Origin of the sequence: Bacillus sp. FSL W8-0770, from assembly GCF_038008705.1 — a bacterium.
Taxonomy (GTDB): domain Bacteria; phylum Bacillota; class Bacilli; order Bacillales; family Bacillaceae_G; genus Bacillus_A; species Bacillus_A cereus.
Window position 1 is genome coordinate 3,034,595 of record NZ_JBBOZR010000001.1, and the last position, 20,887, is coordinate 3,055,481.

Genomic DNA, 20,887 nt, shown 5'->3' on the forward strand with positions numbered 1-20,887 from the left:
TGTAATCCGCCTTCCCCCTTTCATTCACTTGTTTATCGAATTTACTTCTTGTCATTTCTACAGACACACCTTAGAATAAAAATATTTTGGCATACAGATTCATTCATCTTTAACATCACTCCCAAATTTATAATCTAGTTTTACTTGCAACTCATCCATGTAATTATTATTTATAAGTTGTCATAACCGATAGTACAAAAGTGTAATGATTAGTCTATGACCTGTGTCAATTAACCTTATGACACTATGTAACTAGAAAATATGATATGGAATAAATAACAATTGAATTAAGGCAATTGATTCGTGCAAGTACAATGAATCATTCTTGCTTTTACAAATAATTCAATTGAGGTGGAAAAAATGAATAAGAAAAAAATAATTGCAATGGTTAGTACAGCTCTATTAGTCACAGGAGGTGTAGAAGTAGGAAAGGCTCAAACAGTAGCAGTCGAAAATTCAGGTCAATCAATACAAAAAAATATAGTTAAATCCATACAATCACAGGCTTACCCATTAAAAACGATAGAGCCGTCAAAATCATTTGAGGATTTAAAACCACTTAAGAAAATGATTGGGAGCGCACAATATGTAGGATTAGGAGAGAATACTCATGGAAGCTCTGAAATTTTCACTATGAAGTTTCGCCTTGTGAAATATTTGGTTACTGAGATGGGTTTTACGAATTTCACAATGGAAGAAGATTGGGGAAACGGCTTAAAACTAAATGAATATATCCAAACAGGAAAAGGAAACCCTAGGGAATTTTTAAACTTGTTATATCCTACTGATGAAATTATAGCCATGATTGAGTGGATGAAAGATTATAATGCTGATCCATCCAATAAAAAAAAGATCCAATTTATTGGGCTCGACTTAAAGGAGTTGGACCAAGGTTGCTTTAATAAAGTGATTGATTATGTAAGACTACATCGACCAGATTTGCTGGCAAAAGTAGAAGAAAATTATAAAGAATTGTCGGCTTTTAATGGAAGTACAAAGGAATATATGGACCTTGCTCCTGAAATAAAAGAAAAGTTCAAAGCAAACGCTGAGAGAGTAGCCCAATTACTAAAAGATGAGAATGGGCAAGCCAACACAGAAATAGCTTCACCCGAGTACATCTGGGCACAAGCAACGGCAAGTGCAATAGAGAAATTTACCACAATGCTAATTCCTAACGACTATCCAAGTATGTTAAAGCTACATGAGCAATACTTGGCCGATCATGCAATGTGGGCACAAGAAACATTTGGTGGTAAAACGATGGTATGGGCACACAATATTCATATAGCTAAAGGAATTATCGATGAGAAATTATACCCTTATGTTGCGGGGCAATTTTTGAAGGAACGTTTAGACAATAATTATGTCACAATTGGTAGTACAACTACGGAGGGGAATTTTACCTTATACAGCGAATATGATCCTTCCACTGGAGGTAAGATTACAACCGACACTATTCCACAAGATGTAAAAAGTTTCAATTATACTCTCGGAAAAGTACCATATAACATGTTTTTATTGGATAACCGTCACCTTAAAGGACAAGCAGAAAAATGGGTTAAAGCAAAAAGACCATTACTAAGTATAGGGGGACAAATCTTCCCGAACGAATCGGCATACTTTGATACGTCATTGCTTGAGCAATTTGATATTATTTTTCATATTCGAAAAACAAGTCCATCTCATATTAAATAAAGTGAAACTTTAATCAGTGGGGATTTTCTTCATCCCCCACTGATTATTAGCCCTCACCAATCGGACTTTTATGGGCAGTTGATCCCCCACCTAAATTCTTTGCTTTCGCTGCATTTTGAGGTGGGGGTCTTACTGCCCATTAAAGTGGAATAAAAGTACAAAACAATCCCGTTCTTGCAGATGCAAGAACGGGATTGTTTTATGGTGATTCATATAAGCATCTTTTTTAACCAGAAGTAGGTTACTCTCCCCTTTTTATCATCATTTAAAAATGTCATATGACACTTTTACACTAGTGAGAATGACAAAAAAAGCAGTACAATTCGGTTATTACATAGATAGGAGCGATGAACTTTATGAAATCAAAATTCATCCAGAATGGTTATTTTTTATTGCTAACTTTCGTTACAGGATTATTTTATTTTTGTTTTTATCTTATAGCTCTGCTATTCAGTTTTACCCTTTCATTTACGGTAATTGGGATTCCACTAGTTATACACGTACTACAGACTACGACACCTTTTATCCAATTCGAGCGCATACAGACGAAAATTTATACTGATATTTCGACCGACTCTTACGATAAAAGTATAAAAATGGCTACATCAAACTGGACTCAGGTGAAATTAGTGCTTACAGATCGTCGCACTTGGTCTGCTGTCTTTTGGTTAATGCAGAAATTAGTGATTGGCATTTTCAGTCTCATTTGTGCAATCATTTTTTATGTAATGCCACTTATGCTCCTGTTGGCACCACTACTGTATCGATACATCGATATGAATATTATATTCATACAGATAGATACTTTTGCCAAGTCACTCTTTGTAATGTTTATAGGTATAGTATTTACCGCCATAAGTATTAGGATAGTAGAAGGTTTGACAAAGAAAATTGGGGGCTATACACGTAGTATGATTCGGCAACTAAATCAATAAAAGTTTGCAGTCTGTGAATAGTATCGTAGTTTTAAATTAAAAAGTATAATAAGGCAGGAAGGATTAAATTATAATATAGGAAGAAAATGGTAGGCTATTTAGGGGGTAAAGAACTTGTTAGATATGGTTAAGTATTGGTTTTGGTATGATTGGATTATGTTGGGGGTACGCCTACTTGCTAGTGTGTCTATCATTCTAGCTACATTAAATTTTCAGGATGGTTTAACATTACCACTTTGGAGTATTATTCTTTGGGAAATTATTGCCTTCTCTATTCCATGGGTAGCCTTACTATTCAATTATAAATATTATTTGTTCACAGAAATACTGCTGTATGGTGGACTATGTATATATTTAACCTCATTATTTCCAGGAGCTTACAACACATTTCTTATATCAGTGTTTCTAATTGCTGCGAATAGTAAGCATTTGTCCTATTATTGGACAGCTCCAATAACAGTTTTTATAACGACTGGAATTTTCTATGCGGTTGCGCCAAGTAATAGCTATTGGGTTATGGTCACCTATTATGGATTCGCATATGTAATGGGTTTCGCTTTTCATTTATTAATCGTCAATCATAAACAAAATGAATCAATTCGTAAACAAAACGCGGTACTTGAGCAATATATGTCTCAGATTGAACGCATCACACTGGCGGAAGAACGGAACAGACTGTCGAGTGAGCTTCATGATACAGTTGGTCACGCTTATACTTCTATTATTATGGGGATGGAAACGTTGCGCACCGAACTTGCTACTGAAATGGGTATACAGAGGCTAGATTCTCTGCTTGAAATGGGACGGAAAAGCATCGAGGACGTGAGAGGTTACCTACATCAAATGGATTCTCCGTGTCAATCGCCTTCCTTAATTCAATCTCTCCAAAATCTTGGAGCCGAATTTCAGGAGCACGCTCAGGTTAATGTAAGTTTTCGAGCATACGGAGAGGAATATGAATTGTCTCGGCAAGCAAAGATAGCGTTCATTCGTTGCTTACAAGAGTCCCTTACGAATGCAGTACGCCATGGTCAGGGAACTGAAATTATAGTTTCATTGCAGTTTGAACAACAATATACGAGATTAGAAATTCAAGATAATGGAAAAGGAAATGTAGAATGGCAGGAAGGCTTCGGTATGAATGCGATGAAAGAACGAGCAATGAACTTGCAAGGTCAATTGTCTGTATATACAAAGCCAGAGGAAGGAATGCTTGTTACTTGTACCATACCGCGACAAACTGAAATAAAAGATGGACTTATTCGTTTGTTAATTGTAGACGATCAGCCATTTGTCCGGGAAAGTTTGAGGACACTACTCGATAGATATGAAGATTTAAATGTAGTCGGTTTAGCTGAAGATGGCAATGAAGCCATCGATTTGTGTGGGCGCCTTCAACCCCATGTTATACTTATGGATTTAGATATGCAGCACATGGATGGAGTCGAAGCAACCAAAAAAATCAAGCAACAATGGCCACATATCCGCGTATTAATTTTCACAACGTTTCAGGATACCGAACAGGCGTTGGAATCACTTCGCAACGGTGCGGATGGTTTTTTACTTAAATCTATTGAAACGTTGGAGCTAGCCAATACGATCCGACTTATTCACAAAGGTGGGACACTAATTGATCAGGGAATGTCTCACAAAATATTTGAGAAGTTTGATGAGCAAAAAGAGACACCAGAATCAAAAGCAGCCGCTTATGAGCTAACAGCTAGGGAGATAGAAATATTACAGCTAGTAGCAAAGGGACTTCGATACACTACCATAGCATCAAGGTTATATTTATCGAATGGTACGGTCAGAAATTATGCTTCTACAGCTTATACAAAGCTAGGAGTCTGTAACAAAGAAGAAGCTGTTCAAAAGGCTCTAGAAATTGGAATTATTGAATAAAAAAGTGTTTTTTGTTTCTTTACAGCAAGGTAAAATGTAGTTACAAAATACATAGAGGATAAACTTATAAATTTAATTGGATATCATTTTTTATAGGTAAATTTCTTGAAAAATTTAACCCTGTTTAAAAAATTTAAATAGCGTTGCTACATATTGAATGTAGCAACGCTATTATTTTCTATATTAGAAATTAGACATCTTTATTATTGCTATAGGGAAAGCTGTTTCAGGTCTTTTCACATGAAGATTCCTCTAAGCCAAATGCCCCCTCCCTAATACACTTGTTGCCTCTGAAAATAACTATTTAAAAATATGGTTGCTAATTTCATTTCAATCTTCCTTGCACCCAAGTGGCAATATTATTTATAACATACTCTGGGATATTAGCAGGCTATAATATTCATTCGATTGACTTAATTCTCCATCTCCTTCTATAAAGAAGTGATTTCACTTTCGATACAGTCGATAATTAATGTTATCTCTCTCTTAATTGTTCTTTCCAAAAAGGATTATCTATCATTCTTTATGAATAACATCATTACATTGATCTTTTTTCGAGAGTACAATTCCTTTATATAATTGAACTGTAATCAAGTAATAAATCGAGTAAATTACTACAAAAATAACAAGTGGTAACCAAATACGAGAGTACGGATTGATTAAAATAGGACTAAACATGTTCATACCAAATAATATATGAGTAATCCCGACAATTGCTGGGAATAAAAATATGAAGTATAACTCTTTATAGATTGAGTTTGTTAATAATTCTCGGCGGACAACAATTTTACGAAACGTTTGATAACGTGCCACATCTTTTGATGCTCCCGACAGAACTTTAAACATTAAGCAACTTGCCATCGTTGCTAAAAATGCAACTCCAACGAAGAACCCGATAAACATTAGTCCGCTAGCAAAATCATGACTCACAATATTGTGACGAAAAACCGGGAAAATAATAATAACTAGTTACTATTATTATTTATTTGTCACTTTTAAAGTATCTAACACTATCTTGGTTGCTTCTGCAATAAGCTTATCATCGTATTTAGCATCCTCTTTATCATGATTAGAAAGTATCGCAAGAACAATTGGTTTTTTATTTGGTGGCCAAATAATTGCGATATCATTTCTGGTTCCATAAGATCCCGAGCCAGTCTTATCAGCTACTTCCCATCCTCCTGGAACTCCGGCACGAATTAAGTTATCTCCGGTAGTATTCCTTTTCATCCAATCTATTAATAAATCCCGTTTCTCAGTTGAAAGTACATCTCCTAGCGTAAAAGCCTGAAGACTAGTAGCTAATGCCTTTGGGGTACTAGTATCACGTACGTCTCCTGGAAGCACTTCGTTTAATTCTGGTTCAAAACGTTCAGGATTTGTAACGGTGTCTCCTACTTCTCTTAGTGATTTTTTGAATTCACTAGGTCCACCTAATTGTTTAAGAATAAGATTTTGTGCAGTATTATCACTATATCGAAGAGAAGCATCTGCAAGCTCTTTCAGGGTCATACCACTATCAACATACTTTTCTGTAATTGGATTGTAATTAACAAGATCTTCACGGGTATACAAAACTCTTTGATTTAGATCTTCTATTGATTTCTTTTGTAAAAGTACTCCCACAGCTAAAGCTTTGTGAGTAGATGCGTATGCAAACCGTTCATCTGATTGATAAGTAACGGTTTGATTCGTATCAGTGTCCAATGCATAAATACCGAGTTTAGCATCAAATTCTTTTTCAAGTTTAACAAAAGAATCATTACCAGTAATTTCTTGTTTGATTTGATTTGTTTGTTTCGTTTGTTTAGGTAATTCAGATTGAGTATTACCATCGGAACAGCCTATAAGCGTTGCACATGAAAGAAATACTACAGGTACCATCTTTTTGTAATGTAAAATGTTAAAAAACTTGTTTAAGACTATCATACATTTTCAACCTCTTTCAAGAATATATGTTTTTTAGGTGTTATACATATCGATACAATTAAAGAGTGTATCGGATATCACTCTCTTGCATCTCACTTTTCATAAAATGAGTGAACTATCATGAACCCCTGTTTTATACGTATACTTAATAGACAACCTAAATAACAAGTTTGTTCCATTTTTATCAGTAGTCGTATCTAGAAACCTAAAAAAGTCCATTTAGAAAATCTAAATGGACTTTTTCACTCATATAATCCTATCTATAGTTAAACGAATAAGATTAAATAAATTTAATTTTTCTTATTTTATCTAATAAACTGTTTAGGCATTTCTTTAACGTGCTTATCGTCATCACGCCAATCATAGGTTTCTTTCTGTGAAACATCTAAAGTTTGATCTCCAATTCTAACAATATTCTTATTTACCCATTCAATATATGGATCTGTATCTGGATAGTTCCAATATATATTTTTCTCTGAATCTGTATCAAGGTTAACTAATTCACCCCTAACAGCATCCGCACTTAATGATCCTGCATTATGAAAATAAGTCTTGATGAGATATTTTCCATCTGGAGATTTCACTGTTCGAATGAATTCCCCTTTTAGAACACCTTGCAAACTAAAAAGTTTCCAATATCCAAATCCAATTATAATTACTAACATAGTAAGTATAGTTAGTAATACTTTTCTTTTTGTTTTTTTAATTTCACCTTTTGTATTTATAATACTCATTCAACTCCATTCCACAGAACGCATACCATATTATACCATTAAATAAATGGTATAATATATCAAAAATAAAAATCCTCCCGTAATAGCATTATAAAAAGGGCATGTGATGGTCTCCCTATTTATAAAGTGAAACTTTAATCACCCTCACCAATCTGGCTGCCCGTTAATGCGGGATAATCATGAAAATTCCCCTTTAAGAAAAAAATAAAAAATCAGACAGTATACTTGAATTGCTCTTCGCATGAGAATATACTAATAAAGCAGGCTATGACGTTCCTTCCTTCTAACTTCTTTGGCCAAATAGGGATGTTACTTTCCTGCTAAACACATAGGCTATGACAATTCTTCCTTCTTTGTAGAAATTTCAAATTGTTTTAGAGTTGTCAATTCCCTATGAAAAATAATTAGACTATAAAACCTCTTTCTTCTTTGGGATTGCATAAACTTTAGTTTATCAACCATTGATGTAGAGGTTTTCTTTTCTTAATTAACAAATTACCACTTAACAACTAAATGTTATATCCCTAATTTTCCACTAAAAAATAGCTATGTACCCTCTGTGCATTTTTCTACAATTAGTGTGTTTATACATATAAAAATAAAAATCTACCACTGAAAAGAGGACAGTCAGACTATTCCCCTCTTTTATAAGGCGTGAATAGCTGGCGTTCTCATGAAAAATTCTATTTACATAAGAAGAAGTTTGAAAGTAATTATAAAAAGAGAAGAAAATAAACTACCGAACATTTATTTAGCCACTGTTTTAAAAAACTTGGAAAATTTAGGATTTACTTTTTCCGAGCCTTTAATAGAAGAGTTGCAAACACTTTCGGTTGATGCATTCACATCGTTTTACAAAGAGTTGGTAAAACATTTAAAAGAAATGGTTGGAGCACATATTCAGTTTACTCCTATGTATCCAAACTTTCCGCAACAAATGATGGATTTAAGTGACGCTGATTTATACATTAATGCCATTATTCATTATGTGACGTTGCGCCTACCTGTATCAAAAGTAGAAGAACGACTCCCTCTTTTAGATAGAGTTGATTTGAAAGTTATTGACTTAGGAAGTGAAGAAGATTTCAATCAAATGATTTCTCAATTGATTAGTGCAAACAGCTCTATTTCCTCAACTGATAAGACGGATGTAGAATGGGCTATTACACACACTGAAGATGTTTCCTGTTTTCTACCTAATGTAATTCCTCATAAGGAAAATATGTCTTTTATAATTGGGGTTTTATTAATAAACAGAAAAATATCAGCCGATGCTGCTGCAAAGTATTTTAAAACAGCAACTGATGTTCTTCGCCTTGCAGTTGCTTTATCTGAAGGCGATGTGAGTTTAGCATCCTCCGTCCGATTCAAAAAGTTTAACCGAGCAGAAAGACGCTTCCTTTTAGGATTGTTAGAGCAATGCGGAAACATTACCGAAGATATGCTTCGATACAAAAAACGTTGGATTCGTTTAGGTGAAATTCTTCATCCAGCAGAATATCATACTCGTTTCCCAAAAACCCACCGAGCATTTGAGATTCTTCGCAACAACATTAAAGTTGAAACATTTAATGGAAAAATAGAAGCAGCTTTGTTGAATCGTGATATCATGACAGCGAAAAATCTTTTAAAAACTCGCCCAGGGGAATTTGCCAGACGCTTGGATCATTTAATCCGTTTATGTAGTGATAAGTCAACAGATGTTTTCAATATTCTCGAAGATTTTCTAAGTATAATAGGAAACGTTTCTACTCCTGTATTACTTCAACTCACAGCTCATTTTAAGCATCGAAATGATAAAAATGAATTTCGTACCTTTTTTCCAAAGGGAAATGTAGCAAAAGCTATAGGTATCGAAAATACACTTCCATTTATCTCAGAGGATATTTGTTTAATGATTGTAAAAATGTGTGAAGATACTTTAAAAAATCGCTTCGCAGAACTTCCAAGTCTCGGAAAAGTATTTTTGGATGAACAGTTAAAAAATCACTTAGTTCCCTTCTCTCAACGTTCAGCCAGCAAAGCGCTTCGCACATTATCTCGAGGAAGTAAAGTAGATTTGCCAGAAGGAGATACGATTCGTTTTTTCCTATGGTGGAAAGAAGGCTATGTGAATGGACAACATACAGGACGCGTTGACATTGATTTATCTGCTGCAATGTACGACGAAGATTGGCAATACAAAGAACATGTATCCTTCACGAACTTACGTTCAAAAAATTTCAAAGCCTACCATAGCGGAGATATTACTTCTGCACCAAAGGGGGCATCTGAATTCATTGATTTCGATATTCCGTCTGTGCTGAAATATGGTGCACGCTATGTAGTCATGACTTTGCTTTCTTACACAGACCAACCGTATAAAGATTTACCAGAATGCTTTACTGGTTGGATGGTTCGTCAATATCCTGGTTCAGGTGAAACATTTGAACCTTCTACTGTTCAAGATAAAGTGGATATTACTGCCGACACCCAAATCTCTATTCCAGTTATTGTAGACTTAAAGGAACGAAAATTGATTTGGACAGATTTGTCTCTTACAAGAGATCTAACTTATGATAATACCATCGAGGCTAATCAAAAAGGTATGATACTAGTTGGAAAGGCTTTAACTAATTTAGTTAAACCGAATTTATATGACTTGTTCCGATTACATATTGAAGCTAGAGGTGAACTCGTTCAAGACATCGAAGAAGCAGAAAGCATTTTTTCTTTGGATAAAGGGATTACTCCTTTCGATATTGAAAAAATAATATCTGATTTTATAGCTGACTCAAAAGGCTAACTACATTACAAACATTGATAATGCGTGGAAAATATCGATGTATAATGTCTATGTGAAACAGGACCTGATAGATGCATATCAGGTCCTGTTTTTTATTTAGTAGATACTAAATAGTCCGGTTAATCACTATTCATCTAAATACACTATACTAATAAAGTGAAATTTATTCGAAAGAAGTTCATTAGTTAATATGTATCTAATTAAGAAACAGTCATATACCAGCCCAAACATCTTTTCCATATCGCCCTTCATCTTGCACACGATCCAACCAATTTCTTGCTTCTTGTTCACTGACTTCATGAATTTCTTGATATGCTTGACAAAGGGTATCTTCTACATCCGGAGCCATTTTACTTCCATCACCACATATATAAAGATGAGCTCCATTATCTAATAACGAAATTAAATTGATTCTATCTTGTTTTATTAAATGCTGTACATATGTTTTTGGATGTCCCTCTAGACGAGAAAAAGCTGTGTGTAAAGAGATTAATCCATCTCTTTCATCATTTTCTAGTTCTGTACGATAAAGATAATCTTTTTCAGGATGACGACAACCAAAATATAGATGTGCTTCTCCTAAGTTAATACCTTTTTGCTTTTGAACACGACGCGCTTGCAAGAATCCACGGAATGGTGCAATTCCAGTACCTGGCCCAACCATAATAATTGGTGTTTCTGGATCTTTAGGTAATTCAAAGTTTGATTGTGGCGTTCGAATGAAACAGATAATCTCATCTTTATTATGACGCTGAGCTAAGTAATTAGAAGCGACTCCTTCATATGTCCCTTCCCCACTCCATGCAGGCGCATTAACAACACCGACCGTAATGCTCAGACGATTCTGTGCAACGAGTGGAGAGCTTGAAATAGAATAGTAACGCGGTTTGAGCGCAGGAAGAAGTTCTAAAAAGCGTTCAAATCGGATTTCACAAGCCTCATACTTTTCAAGAAGGTCCAACATTGAAATCCGTTTCTTTAGTATTTGTTCATGGTAAACTCCTTCTTCTAATAATGCTTCCAATTCTTTTTTATGAGGAGGACATGCTGTGAATGTTACCATTTCTCGTATTTGTGCTCGAGTGGCTGCTTCTTGAACTTCAACACTATAACTAAGAAGGTCCAATAAACTAACAGGACTGTCTAAAGGTATGTGATTTATACTTCGTCCACTTGCACTCAGTATAACTTGATCCTTCCCATTTAATCCAAAACGTTTTAAAATTCGGTTGATATTTTTCTCGCTATTAACTGGCAACACTCCAAGGTGGTCTCCTTCTTTATATGTAGCGCCTTCTGGCAAGGATACCTCGATATGTCGTGTACTTCTATCACTACTGGATGATTGGAGTTCACGATTTTCTAGTATAGATGCATAAACTGCTTCATATGTTCGTGCAAGAGGAGATCCTCCAAGACGACTGACAAATTGCAAACTCAAAGTACTGCGCTCTTTTTCCATATTTTTGTTGAGCTCCAATCCAAATGCCTTCATTGCATCAGACCACATACTTTGTTTCCATTGCTCAAGCTGTTCCTCGAAATCACCACTTGCATCTGCTTCTCCGCGTTTAGAAAATCTTGTTGCTCCTTTTTGAGCCATCTGCTCATCAATGTATCTTGGAATCCGTTGATAGGTACTAGCCCAATTATGATCTCCACAACCAAAAACTGCGTATTGAACACCTTTTAGCTCATCCGGTTTTAGTTCCTCCAACCATTGCACAAACTGCCCTGCATTACTTGGTGGTTTTCCATTATAAGAAGAAGTCACAATAAGTACCGCTCCTTCTTTTGGCAAACTTCCAATTCGATCGTTAAGAGCTACCACTTCCGTTTGAACCCCTTCTAAACTAGCTGTATCCGCTAATTCTCTTGCAATACCTTCTGCTACCCCTGTATCCGAGCCATACAGAACAAGAAGTGAAAGATTATCGGCCCCAATAATAGAAGGTGTCTTCTGAACGTGCTGCTTAATTTCATCGTTTTTCAGCTTGTCCTCTGTAGGTGCAAGAGCAGTAGGATGGCTAATAGTTTGTTTTCGGGGTAGAATCCTAATCTTAAAATCACCGGGCTTTAGCGTTAATGTTTGTTTTACGTCCAGCTGATAGTTTTGATAATCAATTAATTCAAAATGTTGAAGAAGCATTCCCATTACAAGAGTGGCTTCATGAAGTGCAAATTGCATACCGATACATGCTCTCTGGCCATTTCCAAATGGCTTATAAGCATGATGAGGAACCTTATCCAGCTCTTCAAATCGTTCAGGTTGGAATTCTTCCACATTGTCTCCCCATGCATCTTTATCCCTATGTAGCTGTGGAATAAGAACAGAAATACGATCTTCTCCTTTCTTAATTGGGTATTTCCCGCCAATCACTGTATCTTCTTTTGCATAGAGACTGAATGCTGGAGCGGTAGGCCATAGACGCAGTGATTCATTTAAAATCATCCGTATATACTTCAGTTTCATAACTTGTTGGTATGTTGGAGTAGGATCTGTCAAAACACGGTCTACTTCTTCATAGGCTTTTTTCAATTTATCCGGATTCTTTAATAAAAAGTAAATTGCAAAAGATAACAATCCACTTGTTGTCTCATGCCCAGCTATTAAAAAAGTGATAATTTGGAAACGAATGTTTTCATCATCTAATTTTTCACCAGTTTCCGGATCTGACACATTTAACATACGGGAAAGTAAATCATTTTCTTCCTGATCTCCACTACTTTTACGTTCAGCAATAATATTATCTACTAAAGAAAACATAGATTGGATATCATGCTGAAATTGACGTTTCGTTCTCCACATAAGTTTGTCTTCTATATCCAGCCGCTGCAATTGGTGCATCGCCTCATCTAGAGCACGGGTCATGCTAGTAATAAAAGGATGAGGGGTCTCACGATAAAAGCTATTAAATCGGTAATTAAAACCACATAGACCAATTGTATCTAACGTAAGACGAGTCATATCCTCCGGAACATCCACGTTTTCATTCGGATTAAGCCGTGCCCATTTTTGAACGAGTTGTACAGCAAGATCGACCATCATGGCATGGTAATCTTTCATTGCCCGTTGGCTAAATGTAGGCATCAAAATATTATGAGCTTTTTTCCAGTTAGGCTCGTGAGTCTCGCTAGTAAATAATCCGTCCCCAGCAAAGGCACGAACTTTTGCTAAAGCACCCTCTATACTTTTATCGAAACGTGTTTCGTCACAAACTTCTGCTACCAATTCATGTCCAGAAACGACAATGATGGTATCACTTAAAGTTTGAATTTGAAAAATGGGACCATACTCTTCCGCTATCTTGATAAAGGATAGGGTCGGTTTATCTTTATCGATTAATGGGAGATTACCCAGCGGTCCATATGTTTTCGGCTGAGGAATAGCAGATACTTTTTTTTCCATTAAAAACACCCTTTCAAAAAAGCATGAAATAAAGATATGTAATTGATTACCTTATTTTATCTTTTCCCTAACTATTCATGATTATGATATTACGTATAAGCTTGGCAATTAGATTTATAACTTGTAGAAAAATACTAAATTAAAATGAAGCGAATAAATATAGTTGGACCCTTTTAATGTTGGTGTTAAAAGATAATCTAAAATTATAATGTTTATGAGAAATTGCAAACGGATCTCATCTCTTGTATTTGTTTATAAAACAATCATTTTAATTCATTTTCTTCTAAAACACTCCAAAATAAAGAAGGTGACGAGCTTAAGATTGTAGTATTCGAAAAATCAGTAGTTTAGTTAAACCAATACGATAAGCAAGTATACCTTGTTATTAATGAAAGAGGACCTGGTATGAACATCAGGTCCTCTTTTACTATATAATTATTTCCCTGCTTCTTTTAGTTTTTTCTAGCTTTAAATACCGGCGCCTTAGCAGCAAAAAAACTTATAGGAATCTTTATCTAGCGTTTTATTCTTCTCTACCGATTTAACTTCTCGACAGCTTCCGCACTTGTATCTACACGTTTAACGAAAAAAACTAATAGTAGTGCAACAACATTCATGCCAAGCGCTACATAGAAGGAATACTGAATTCCAGATAATAAAGCCTTTTGAGTTACTATTGCCTTCGTAGTTTCTGTGAAGGTTGTTGGATCTATATCAGACATTAAACTTTCAACTTTTGTTTTTGTTACAGAATTCATAATCGTAACAAGAATAGCAGTACCAATCGAACCGGACACTTGTTGAGCTGTATTATTAACAGCTGTACCGTGCGGATTTAAGCGAGTTGGCAATTGATTAAGACCATTTGTCATAAGTGGCATCATCACCATCGCCATCCCAAACATCCGCAGTGTGTAAATAAGAATAATATGTGTGTGACTAGAGTCGAGTTGCAGGTTTGCTAGCATATAAGTTGAAACGGCTGTAATGGAAAGTCCTACTATACCAAGAATACGAGGACCATATTTATCAAATAGTTTACCTGTAATTGGTGACATAATCCCCATTATTACCGCACCTGGAAGCATCATCAACCCAGAGCTCAGCGGCGAAATACCACGGACGTTTTGTACATAAGCTGGTGTTAAAATCATACCCGAAAACATGGCCACCGCGTTGACAATTGCAATTACAGACGCAAGTGCAAACATTGGGTACTTGTAAACACGTAAATCCAATAACGGCTCATCCATTTTTAATTGACGGATAATGAAAGCAATTAAGGCAATAGCGCCTATGATTAAGGCTGTTAAGACAACTTTATTCGTCCAGCCATCGGAGCTTGCAGAACTGAATCCATATAACAAACCGCCAAAACCGACAGAAGATAATAGTAATGAGAGATAATCAAGTTTTGCATTTTTGTTTTGTTTCATGACATTCTCAGATTTCCAAATCCCTAACAGTAAGCTAATGATTGCTAACGGTAAAATCATTTCAAAAAGCAAACGCCAGTCATAATACTCTACAATATAACCTGATAGTGTCGGTCCAATTGCTGGAGCTGTAATCATAACTAGTCCAAAAATCCCCATTGCTGTTCCCCTTTTTTCTCTTGGAAAGCTTACTAGCATAATATTCATTAACAAAGGCCCCATAACTGAAGAGCCTGCCGCTTGAACCATCCGACCAGTAAGTAATAAACCAAAATTCGGCGCTACAGCCGCTAAGGCAGTACCAAGAATAAAAATCAACATAGATGTAATAAATAGGCTTCTATTCGAGAAACGCGTTATTAAAAATGCTGATGCCGGAATTAATATACCACTTACAAGCATATACCCTGTAGAAAGCCACTGGATCGTTGAATAATCTTGAATGTCTAAATCTTTCATTATTGATGGCAAGGCTACATTTAAAAGCGAGTTATTTAGAAATGAAACAAATGCCCCAATAAAAAGAATTACAAGCATTACATATGGTGGTTTTCTTTTATGTAATGTTTCACTCATATATTTAATTGCCCCTTCATTATAAATTTCATTGATTCGTTTAAATCGTTTACATATTTGCACAAGAAAACATTACCCTTGCAGTATTTTGCCAAACTCTTCGAATGGATATTCTCTTTTTAGCAATTCCACCTGCTCAACATAACATTTTAAAATCTTTTTGTTGATTAAACCTTTATAAAAACGTTTGTTAACGGAATTTAAATTAGGCTGAAATACACAAAATAAGCAACTGAAAATCCCCTTCTAAAATAAAGTGAAACTTTAAATCAACAAGTCCACACACCCATTCCTTTAAATACAGGCTTGTAGATCTAGTTATGTAACCATCCATAAAAAGGAATATTACATAGGCTAAGTCTAACATTACATTTTTAAAGTGAGGAGAATAAGCGTATGGACCAATATTGGTATTTGAATTCAAAGGGAAACGGGGAACAATATACTAACCAAATTTCATTATATTCACAGCCCGAAATAACTAAATCTGAGGTAATGAATGATTTGAAGATTCCTGAGAATTGGAGTTATCGAGTCTATCCAGTTAGTTGGGATTCATCAGCCAATTATACGGGATTCAATCCCCAACCCCCTCCCTTCTCTTGGGGGCAGCAGCCAATCAATTATGCAGGGACAATACCACAAGGTCACCCTACTAATTGGACTCCATTACCAAGTCATGCAGGTTTTAATTTTCAAAAACCTCCCTTCCCCTGGGCCCAACCATTCAATCATACAGGGATGTTCGCACAAGGTCATCTTGCCGCTTTACTATCGCCGCCAGCCAAGCCTTTTCATTTCAATACCAATAACTCGGGTGTTTTTGGAAACCCTCCAGGATGGGGTGGTCCGTGGGCCCCAATGGGATGGGGAAATAACGGAGGTAACGGTCAGCTAGGAATGCTTGGAAACTTACTTACAGCAGGAAAAGGCACCATGAGTGGAATAGGAATGATTAGTAGTCTAATCGGGATGGGGAAATTCTTCTTTTAGTTAATTAAAGTGATAGAATTGGTCCGCAGCTCAAATAGTCCAGTATATAACAAAAAGCATTGGATACCCAATGCTTTTTACACTTACGCAAATAGAGACGTATTCGCATATAAAGCTGGTGAACCACCTGAATGTACGAATAAAATATTGTCTTCCTTATTAAATTTACCTTTTCTAATTAAGTCGATTAATCCCGCTACTGCCTTACCTGTATACACTGGATCAAGTAAAATACCTTCTGTTTTCGCAAGTAACTGAACTGCCTCTACCATTTCCTGCGTTGGTAACGCATAGCCTGGTCCTACATATTCATCAAAGCACGTAACAGCGTCGCGCGGGATAAAGTTTGGAATACCAACGTGTGCTGAAGTTTCATCTACAAGTTTTGCTACTTTCTCTTCTTGCTCAGCTTTTCCTCTACTTACGTTAATCCCGATTACAGGAATATGGCTTTGCGTTCCAGAAAAACCAGTAATTAAACCAGCATGCATACCAGCGCTTCCACTTACACAAACAACTGAACTGAAATCAATTCCTTGCTCAAATGATTGCGCCATAATTTCTTGGGCACAAGCAACGTATCCCATTGCGCCCGTAGGGTTTGATCCACCAACTGGAATTACATATGGTGTACTACCTTTTTCACTTACTTCTTTTGCTACTTTATGCATTTCTTCCATCAGGTCTGCTCCGTTCGGTACAACAATGACATTCTCAGCACCTAATAAGTGATATAAGAAATAGTTTCCGTTAAAGTCTCTCTTCTCTTCTGGCTCAAGCCCTTCCTCTAATACAAGAATACATTTCATTTTTTCTTTTACCGCAGCTGCCAGTGTCAGGCGGCAATGATTTGACTGAATACCACCAGCTGTAATTAACGTATCTGCACCCTTTTCCTGTGCATCTGCAACTAAAAATTCTAATTTTCTCGTCTTATTGCCACCGGCTGTTAAACCAAGTAAATCATCTCGTTTAAAATAAATAGTCGGACCACCAAGTGCTTCAGAAAAATTGTTTAACTTTTCAATTGGTGTATATGATTCTGTATATTTTTTTCTCGGGAATTTAGCTAAATTCATTGTAACGCTCCTTTTGTACTTCTTTCACAATATATGTAACGTTACTATTATTACACGTAAAAATGGTGAAGTCATCTTTCTCGGTTAAAAATGTATTAGAATTTCATTTTGATAAGTAAAACCGTATTAATGCTTTTAACTTAATTATGGTACATGAAATTTATATCAACGATTTTTTAAATATATCGTTCATTACTTACAATATATCAACGATTTTTCAAATATATCGATCGTAACTTGCAGTATATCAACGATTTTCTTAATATATCGATCTATCGACAAAAAACGACAAACAGGCAACCCCTTTCTCACCAACAAAAAAAGAGCCCACACATTCAAATGCAGACTCCCTCCAATCACTTATTTACCGAAAAACGAAGTAACTGCGTTAATCCCGGCTCTAAATTCATTTCACCTTTATGACGTACGTATACGACTTTATCTCCATCAAATTTCGGAGGATTTGCTTTACTATACGTATGCCACTCATTCGTTCCTTCTATAGTGTACTCCATATATTCAGTTGCACCGACAATTATATTTTTACTATCATCTGCTGTTACATTTGGTGCCATCTGCGCAATTTTTGAATCACTAATTAATAACTTCTTTATATCCTTATCACGTTTGTAATCGTAAGCTGTCACAATTACATCGTTACCATATGCTTTCACTTGCAACCCTTGTTTAAATGAATAGCCATCAGGAGCAGTCCTCTCTCCTCCATTTGGTCCAGCCGACATCCAGCCCGTTTCAATCCCGCCCGTATTTACAACAGTAAATCCTTTTTTATCTCCGCCTGCAATTTTCTTTTTACCAGCCCAGTCCGGTAAGTTTAAATCCCAATGCGTATGACTCGTAAAGAAAACAACTTGCGGATAGTCTTTTAATATATCGTACAATTTATCAACGTTTAAATAGTCTTGTAAATATGGTGATTGTCTTGATCCAGATACTGTATCAGGTAAAACGTGATGAGAGAAAATGAAAATTGGTTTATTTTTATCTTTTTGGCTGTACTCTTCTAAATTTTGTTTTAGCCAACCTAGTTGCTCATCACTCATATATACTTCATCCCACATTTTTGAATCATGGTATTTCATATATTTTTCCGTCCCTAAAAATAGAAGCGGATAACCATCTAATTCTTTTTTATGATATACCTTTTCTTGTCCACTAAATTTCAGATAGCGGTTAAATAAAGTTTCCTCAGTTACACCATTTGGCCATGTACTTTGAGAGAGTTTCCCATCCGCTGTCCATTTACCAGCATAAAACTCATGATTCCCAACAGTAGACCATACATTTTCTGGATGCTTATTTTTATTTAACACACGCTTTACATCATCATATTGTGACTGTTGTCCAGTCGGCGTTATATCCCCATTCATAATAAGCGCTCTAGAAAGTGGCGTCACTTTGTTCATATCTTTTAGCACATGATCAAAATCCCCTAAATCCCCTTGAATATCACTAATAACATTAAAAGTTGTAGCTGATTTTCGGGCTTGCTCTTTCCCTTCCGCATGCACTGAAAACGTCGGTAATAATGCCGCCATAACTGCTAACGCAGCAACTGTCTTTTTCATACAAATTCTCCCCCTAATAATAGAATGTACAAACTGACATGTTCTGCTTTCTCTTAGGTGCTTGTCCAATTCACATTATAAGGAGGGATTGTAAAGATAGATGGAGTAAAAAATTAAGTGTTTTTTAAGAGATTTTGTCTTTTTTCACACCCCACAATTAGCAATTCGCGCCAATATAGCTTTCTAGTCTTTAACATTACATAAATGTAAATGAATATGATGAATCTCTTAGTTTAATATGTTGTCTTTTTAATCTCTGTTATATAACCGCCACAAAATATGCTATCTTTTCAAGTTCTCTTTCTTTAATAAACGTTACTCCTCTTTTAATTCGCCTTAAAATTGTAAAGTGGCTTAATAATATGTTTAATATCAATTGTTTCTTTTGTATTCTCAATAATTTCATCCATTGGCTTATATACCATTGGTGCTTCATCTAAAGTACTTTCTGCAACAGATGTAGTCCAAACCTCTGTCATTGTATTTTGAAAATCCTCTAAGTTAAGTACTTCTTTCGCCTTCTTGCGACTCATAATACGCCCTGCTCCATGAGGGCCAGAAAAGTTCCAATCTGGATTTCCTTTACCAAATGCAATGATTGAACCATCTCTCATATTGATTGGAATGATTACTCGTTCATTTTTCTGAGCTGAAATAGCACCTTTTCGTAGAATCATATTTTCCATATCGATGTAGTTATGAATTGTAGTGAATTGATCTGTTACTTTCCAATCCATTTTAGTGACGATTTCATCAATCATTGCCTTACGATTTAACTCCGCATATTTTTGTGCAATTTTCATATCATTCATGTAATCTTTAAATCCTTGTCCTTCTAAATAAGCTAATTCTTTGCGAATCACCGGTTTCTTAATTTCACGTAAAGCTTCATGTATTTCTTGTTGTCTACCTTCTTTCGTTAAACGCTCAATCAGTTCTTCTTTAATAGATTTAACGTTTATAAGTTGCTCGTAAGCAAAGTTTTGATAATACTCTGCTACTTGTTTCCCTAAATTACGCGAACCACTATGAATGACAATGTATACATTTCCTTTATCATCCTCATTCAGTTCGACAAAATGATTGCCCCCGCCAAGTGTACCAATACTTTTTTGAGCACGTTGCAATGTAAACGGGGCTCTTACACTATCAAAATCAATCATTTTTGAAAATCGATGTTCCTTATCTCGAATACGAAAACCACTTGGGACAAATTTACGTATCGTTTCGTCTAAGTGATCGAAATTGATTTCCTCTTTTTTCTTATTAATCATCACAACTTCCATGCCACAACCAATATCGTACTTACCTCTCAGTTTCCTGAAAGAGTGGACTATACCTTCTCTACAGTCATCGAGATATGCAGTCTCTACTGTAGGCTCACCGTATTAATTATTCCTCTTCAATTCAAAATGGATGAGGAATAATTCTGTACCTTAGTCTGCTAACATGGTACAAGTCTCTGAACCATTCGATTATGTCACCATAACCACTGGCTGCTGATTGCCCTCGCCTTTTATCGTTAGGGTTTCCAGTCAATTGAGTGAGTAGTTTAAAGTCTGAGCCGATTAGTTAACCCCGACTAAATTAGGAACAATCTTATCTTGAATTGTCATTGTTGTCCCAATCGTACAACCTGCGCCCGCATGTGTATCTGGCATAATACGAATCTTGCTATCCTTTACAAATTCTTGGTTACAAAGATCAATAATTTGACCTGCTGCCGTTTCTTCTACATTCGAAGTATACACTTTCGCTTCATTGTATTTTCCTCGTAATTTCAACATCTTCTATTTCCCCTTTCCTTTAGTTTCTACAAGAC

General features: G+C 35.7%; 14 protein-coding genes and 1 pseudogene. 5 read left to right on the plus strand and 10 right to left on the minus strand.

Going from position 1 to position 20,887, the window contains the following annotated elements:
* Positions 1 to 360: 360 nt before the first annotated feature.
* From NST27_RS15565 to NST27_RS15575, 3 genes are all read left to right on the plus strand, one after another.
* Positions 361 to 1,698, plus strand: coding sequence for an erythromycin esterase family protein (locus NST27_RS15565; RefSeq protein WP_001035216.1), 1,338 nt, complete (start codon positions 361 to 363; stop codon positions 1,696 to 1,698).
* Between the two features lie 356 nt (positions 1,699 to 2,054).
* Positions 2,055 to 2,633, plus strand: a complete 579-nt coding sequence (locus NST27_RS15570; RefSeq protein WP_001986324.1) for a sensor domain-containing protein — start codon at positions 2,055 to 2,057, stop codon at positions 2,631 to 2,633.
* 114 nt (positions 2,634 to 2,747) lie between these two features.
* Positions 2,748 to 4,535 carry a helix-turn-helix transcriptional regulator gene (locus NST27_RS15575; RefSeq protein WP_000886433.1) on the plus strand — a complete coding sequence of 596 codons (1,788 nt, stop codon included), beginning with the start codon at positions 2,748 to 2,750 and terminating at the stop codon, positions 4,533 to 4,535.
* A gap of 325 nt (positions 4,536 to 4,860) precedes the next feature.
* On the opposite strand, the pseudogene NST27_RS15580 reads toward NST27_RS15575, so the two are convergent.
* The 4 genes and pseudogenes from NST27_RS15580 to NST27_RS15595 all read right to left on the minus strand — a co-directional run.
* Positions 4,861 to 5,052, minus strand: a pseudogene (locus tag NST27_RS15580) (alpha/beta hydrolase); the annotation flags it as partial.
* A complete protein-coding gene (locus NST27_RS15585; RefSeq protein WP_098022627.1) occupies positions 5,052 to 5,432 on the minus strand; it encodes an ABC transporter permease in 381 nt (126 codons plus the stop codon). The gene NST27_RS15585 and the pseudogene NST27_RS15580, both read right to left, overlap by 1 nt.
* 81 nt (positions 5,433 to 5,513) lie before the next feature.
* Positions 5,514 to 6,464, minus strand: coding sequence for a class A beta-lactamase (gene bla / locus NST27_RS15590; protein WP_000636456.1), 951 nt, complete (start codon positions 6,462 to 6,464; stop codon positions 5,514 to 5,516).
* 305 nt (positions 6,465 to 6,769) lie between these two features.
* Positions 6,770 to 7,198, minus strand: coding sequence for a DUF5412 domain-containing protein (locus NST27_RS15595; RefSeq protein ID WP_000022537.1), 429 nt, complete (start codon positions 7,196 to 7,198; stop codon positions 6,770 to 6,772).
* Positions 7,199 to 7,871: 673 nt separating this feature from the next.
* Between NST27_RS15595 and NST27_RS15600 the strand changes: the two genes are divergently transcribed.
* Complete coding sequence (locus NST27_RS15600) at positions 7,872 to 9,983, plus strand: TerD family protein (RefSeq protein ID WP_001986347.1); 2,112 nt, start codon at positions 7,872 to 7,874, stop codon at positions 9,981 to 9,983.
* Between the two features lie 211 nt (positions 9,984 to 10,194).
* Here the strand turns inward: NST27_RS15600 and cypD are convergent, their stop codons facing one another.
* Positions 10,195 to 13,392: a bifunctional P-450/NADPH--P450 reductase gene (gene cypD / locus NST27_RS15605; RefSeq protein ID WP_000412776.1), complete on the minus strand. Its 3,198-nt coding sequence runs from the start codon at positions 13,390 to 13,392 to the stop codon at positions 10,195 to 10,197.
* 533 nt (positions 13,393 to 13,925) lie between these two features.
* Positions 13,926 to 15,404, minus strand: a complete 1,479-nt coding sequence (locus NST27_RS15610) for a DHA2 family efflux MFS transporter permease subunit (RefSeq protein ID WP_000005122.1) — start codon at positions 15,402 to 15,404, stop codon at positions 13,926 to 13,928.
* 396 nt (positions 15,405 to 15,800) lie between these two features.
* On the opposite strand from NST27_RS15610, the gene NST27_RS15615 reads away from it, so the two are divergent.
* Positions 15,801 to 16,397, plus strand: a complete 597-nt coding sequence (locus NST27_RS15615; RefSeq protein WP_000373135.1) for a hypothetical protein — start codon at positions 15,801 to 15,803, stop codon at positions 16,395 to 16,397.
* Between the two features lie 83 nt (positions 16,398 to 16,480).
* Here the strand turns inward: NST27_RS15615 and NST27_RS15620 are convergent, their stop codons facing one another.
* The 4 genes from NST27_RS15620 to NST27_RS15635 form a co-directional block, all read right to left on the minus strand.
* Positions 16,481 to 17,476, minus strand: a complete 996-nt coding sequence (locus NST27_RS15620; protein ID WP_001046603.1) for a D-cysteine desulfhydrase — start codon at positions 17,474 to 17,476, stop codon at positions 16,481 to 16,483.
* Between the two features lie 356 nt (positions 17,477 to 17,832).
* The gene (locus NST27_RS15625) at positions 17,833 to 19,065 is read right to left on the minus strand and encodes a DUF4073 domain-containing protein (protein ID WP_000754260.1); all 1,233 of its coding nucleotides are present in this window, start codon (positions 19,063 to 19,065) and stop codon (positions 17,833 to 17,835) included.
* Positions 19,066 to 19,391: 326 nt separating this feature from the next.
* On the minus strand, positions 19,392 to 20,351 hold the full coding sequence (locus NST27_RS15630; RefSeq protein WP_000454390.1) for an RNA-splicing ligase RtcB: 960 nt from the start codon (positions 20,349 to 20,351) through the stop codon (positions 19,392 to 19,394).
* 282 nt (positions 20,352 to 20,633) lie between these two features.
* Complete coding sequence (locus NST27_RS15635) at positions 20,634 to 20,852, minus strand: RtcB family protein (protein ID WP_012593282.1); 219 nt, start codon at positions 20,850 to 20,852, stop codon at positions 20,634 to 20,636.
* Positions 20,853 to 20,887 lie beyond the last annotated feature (35 nt).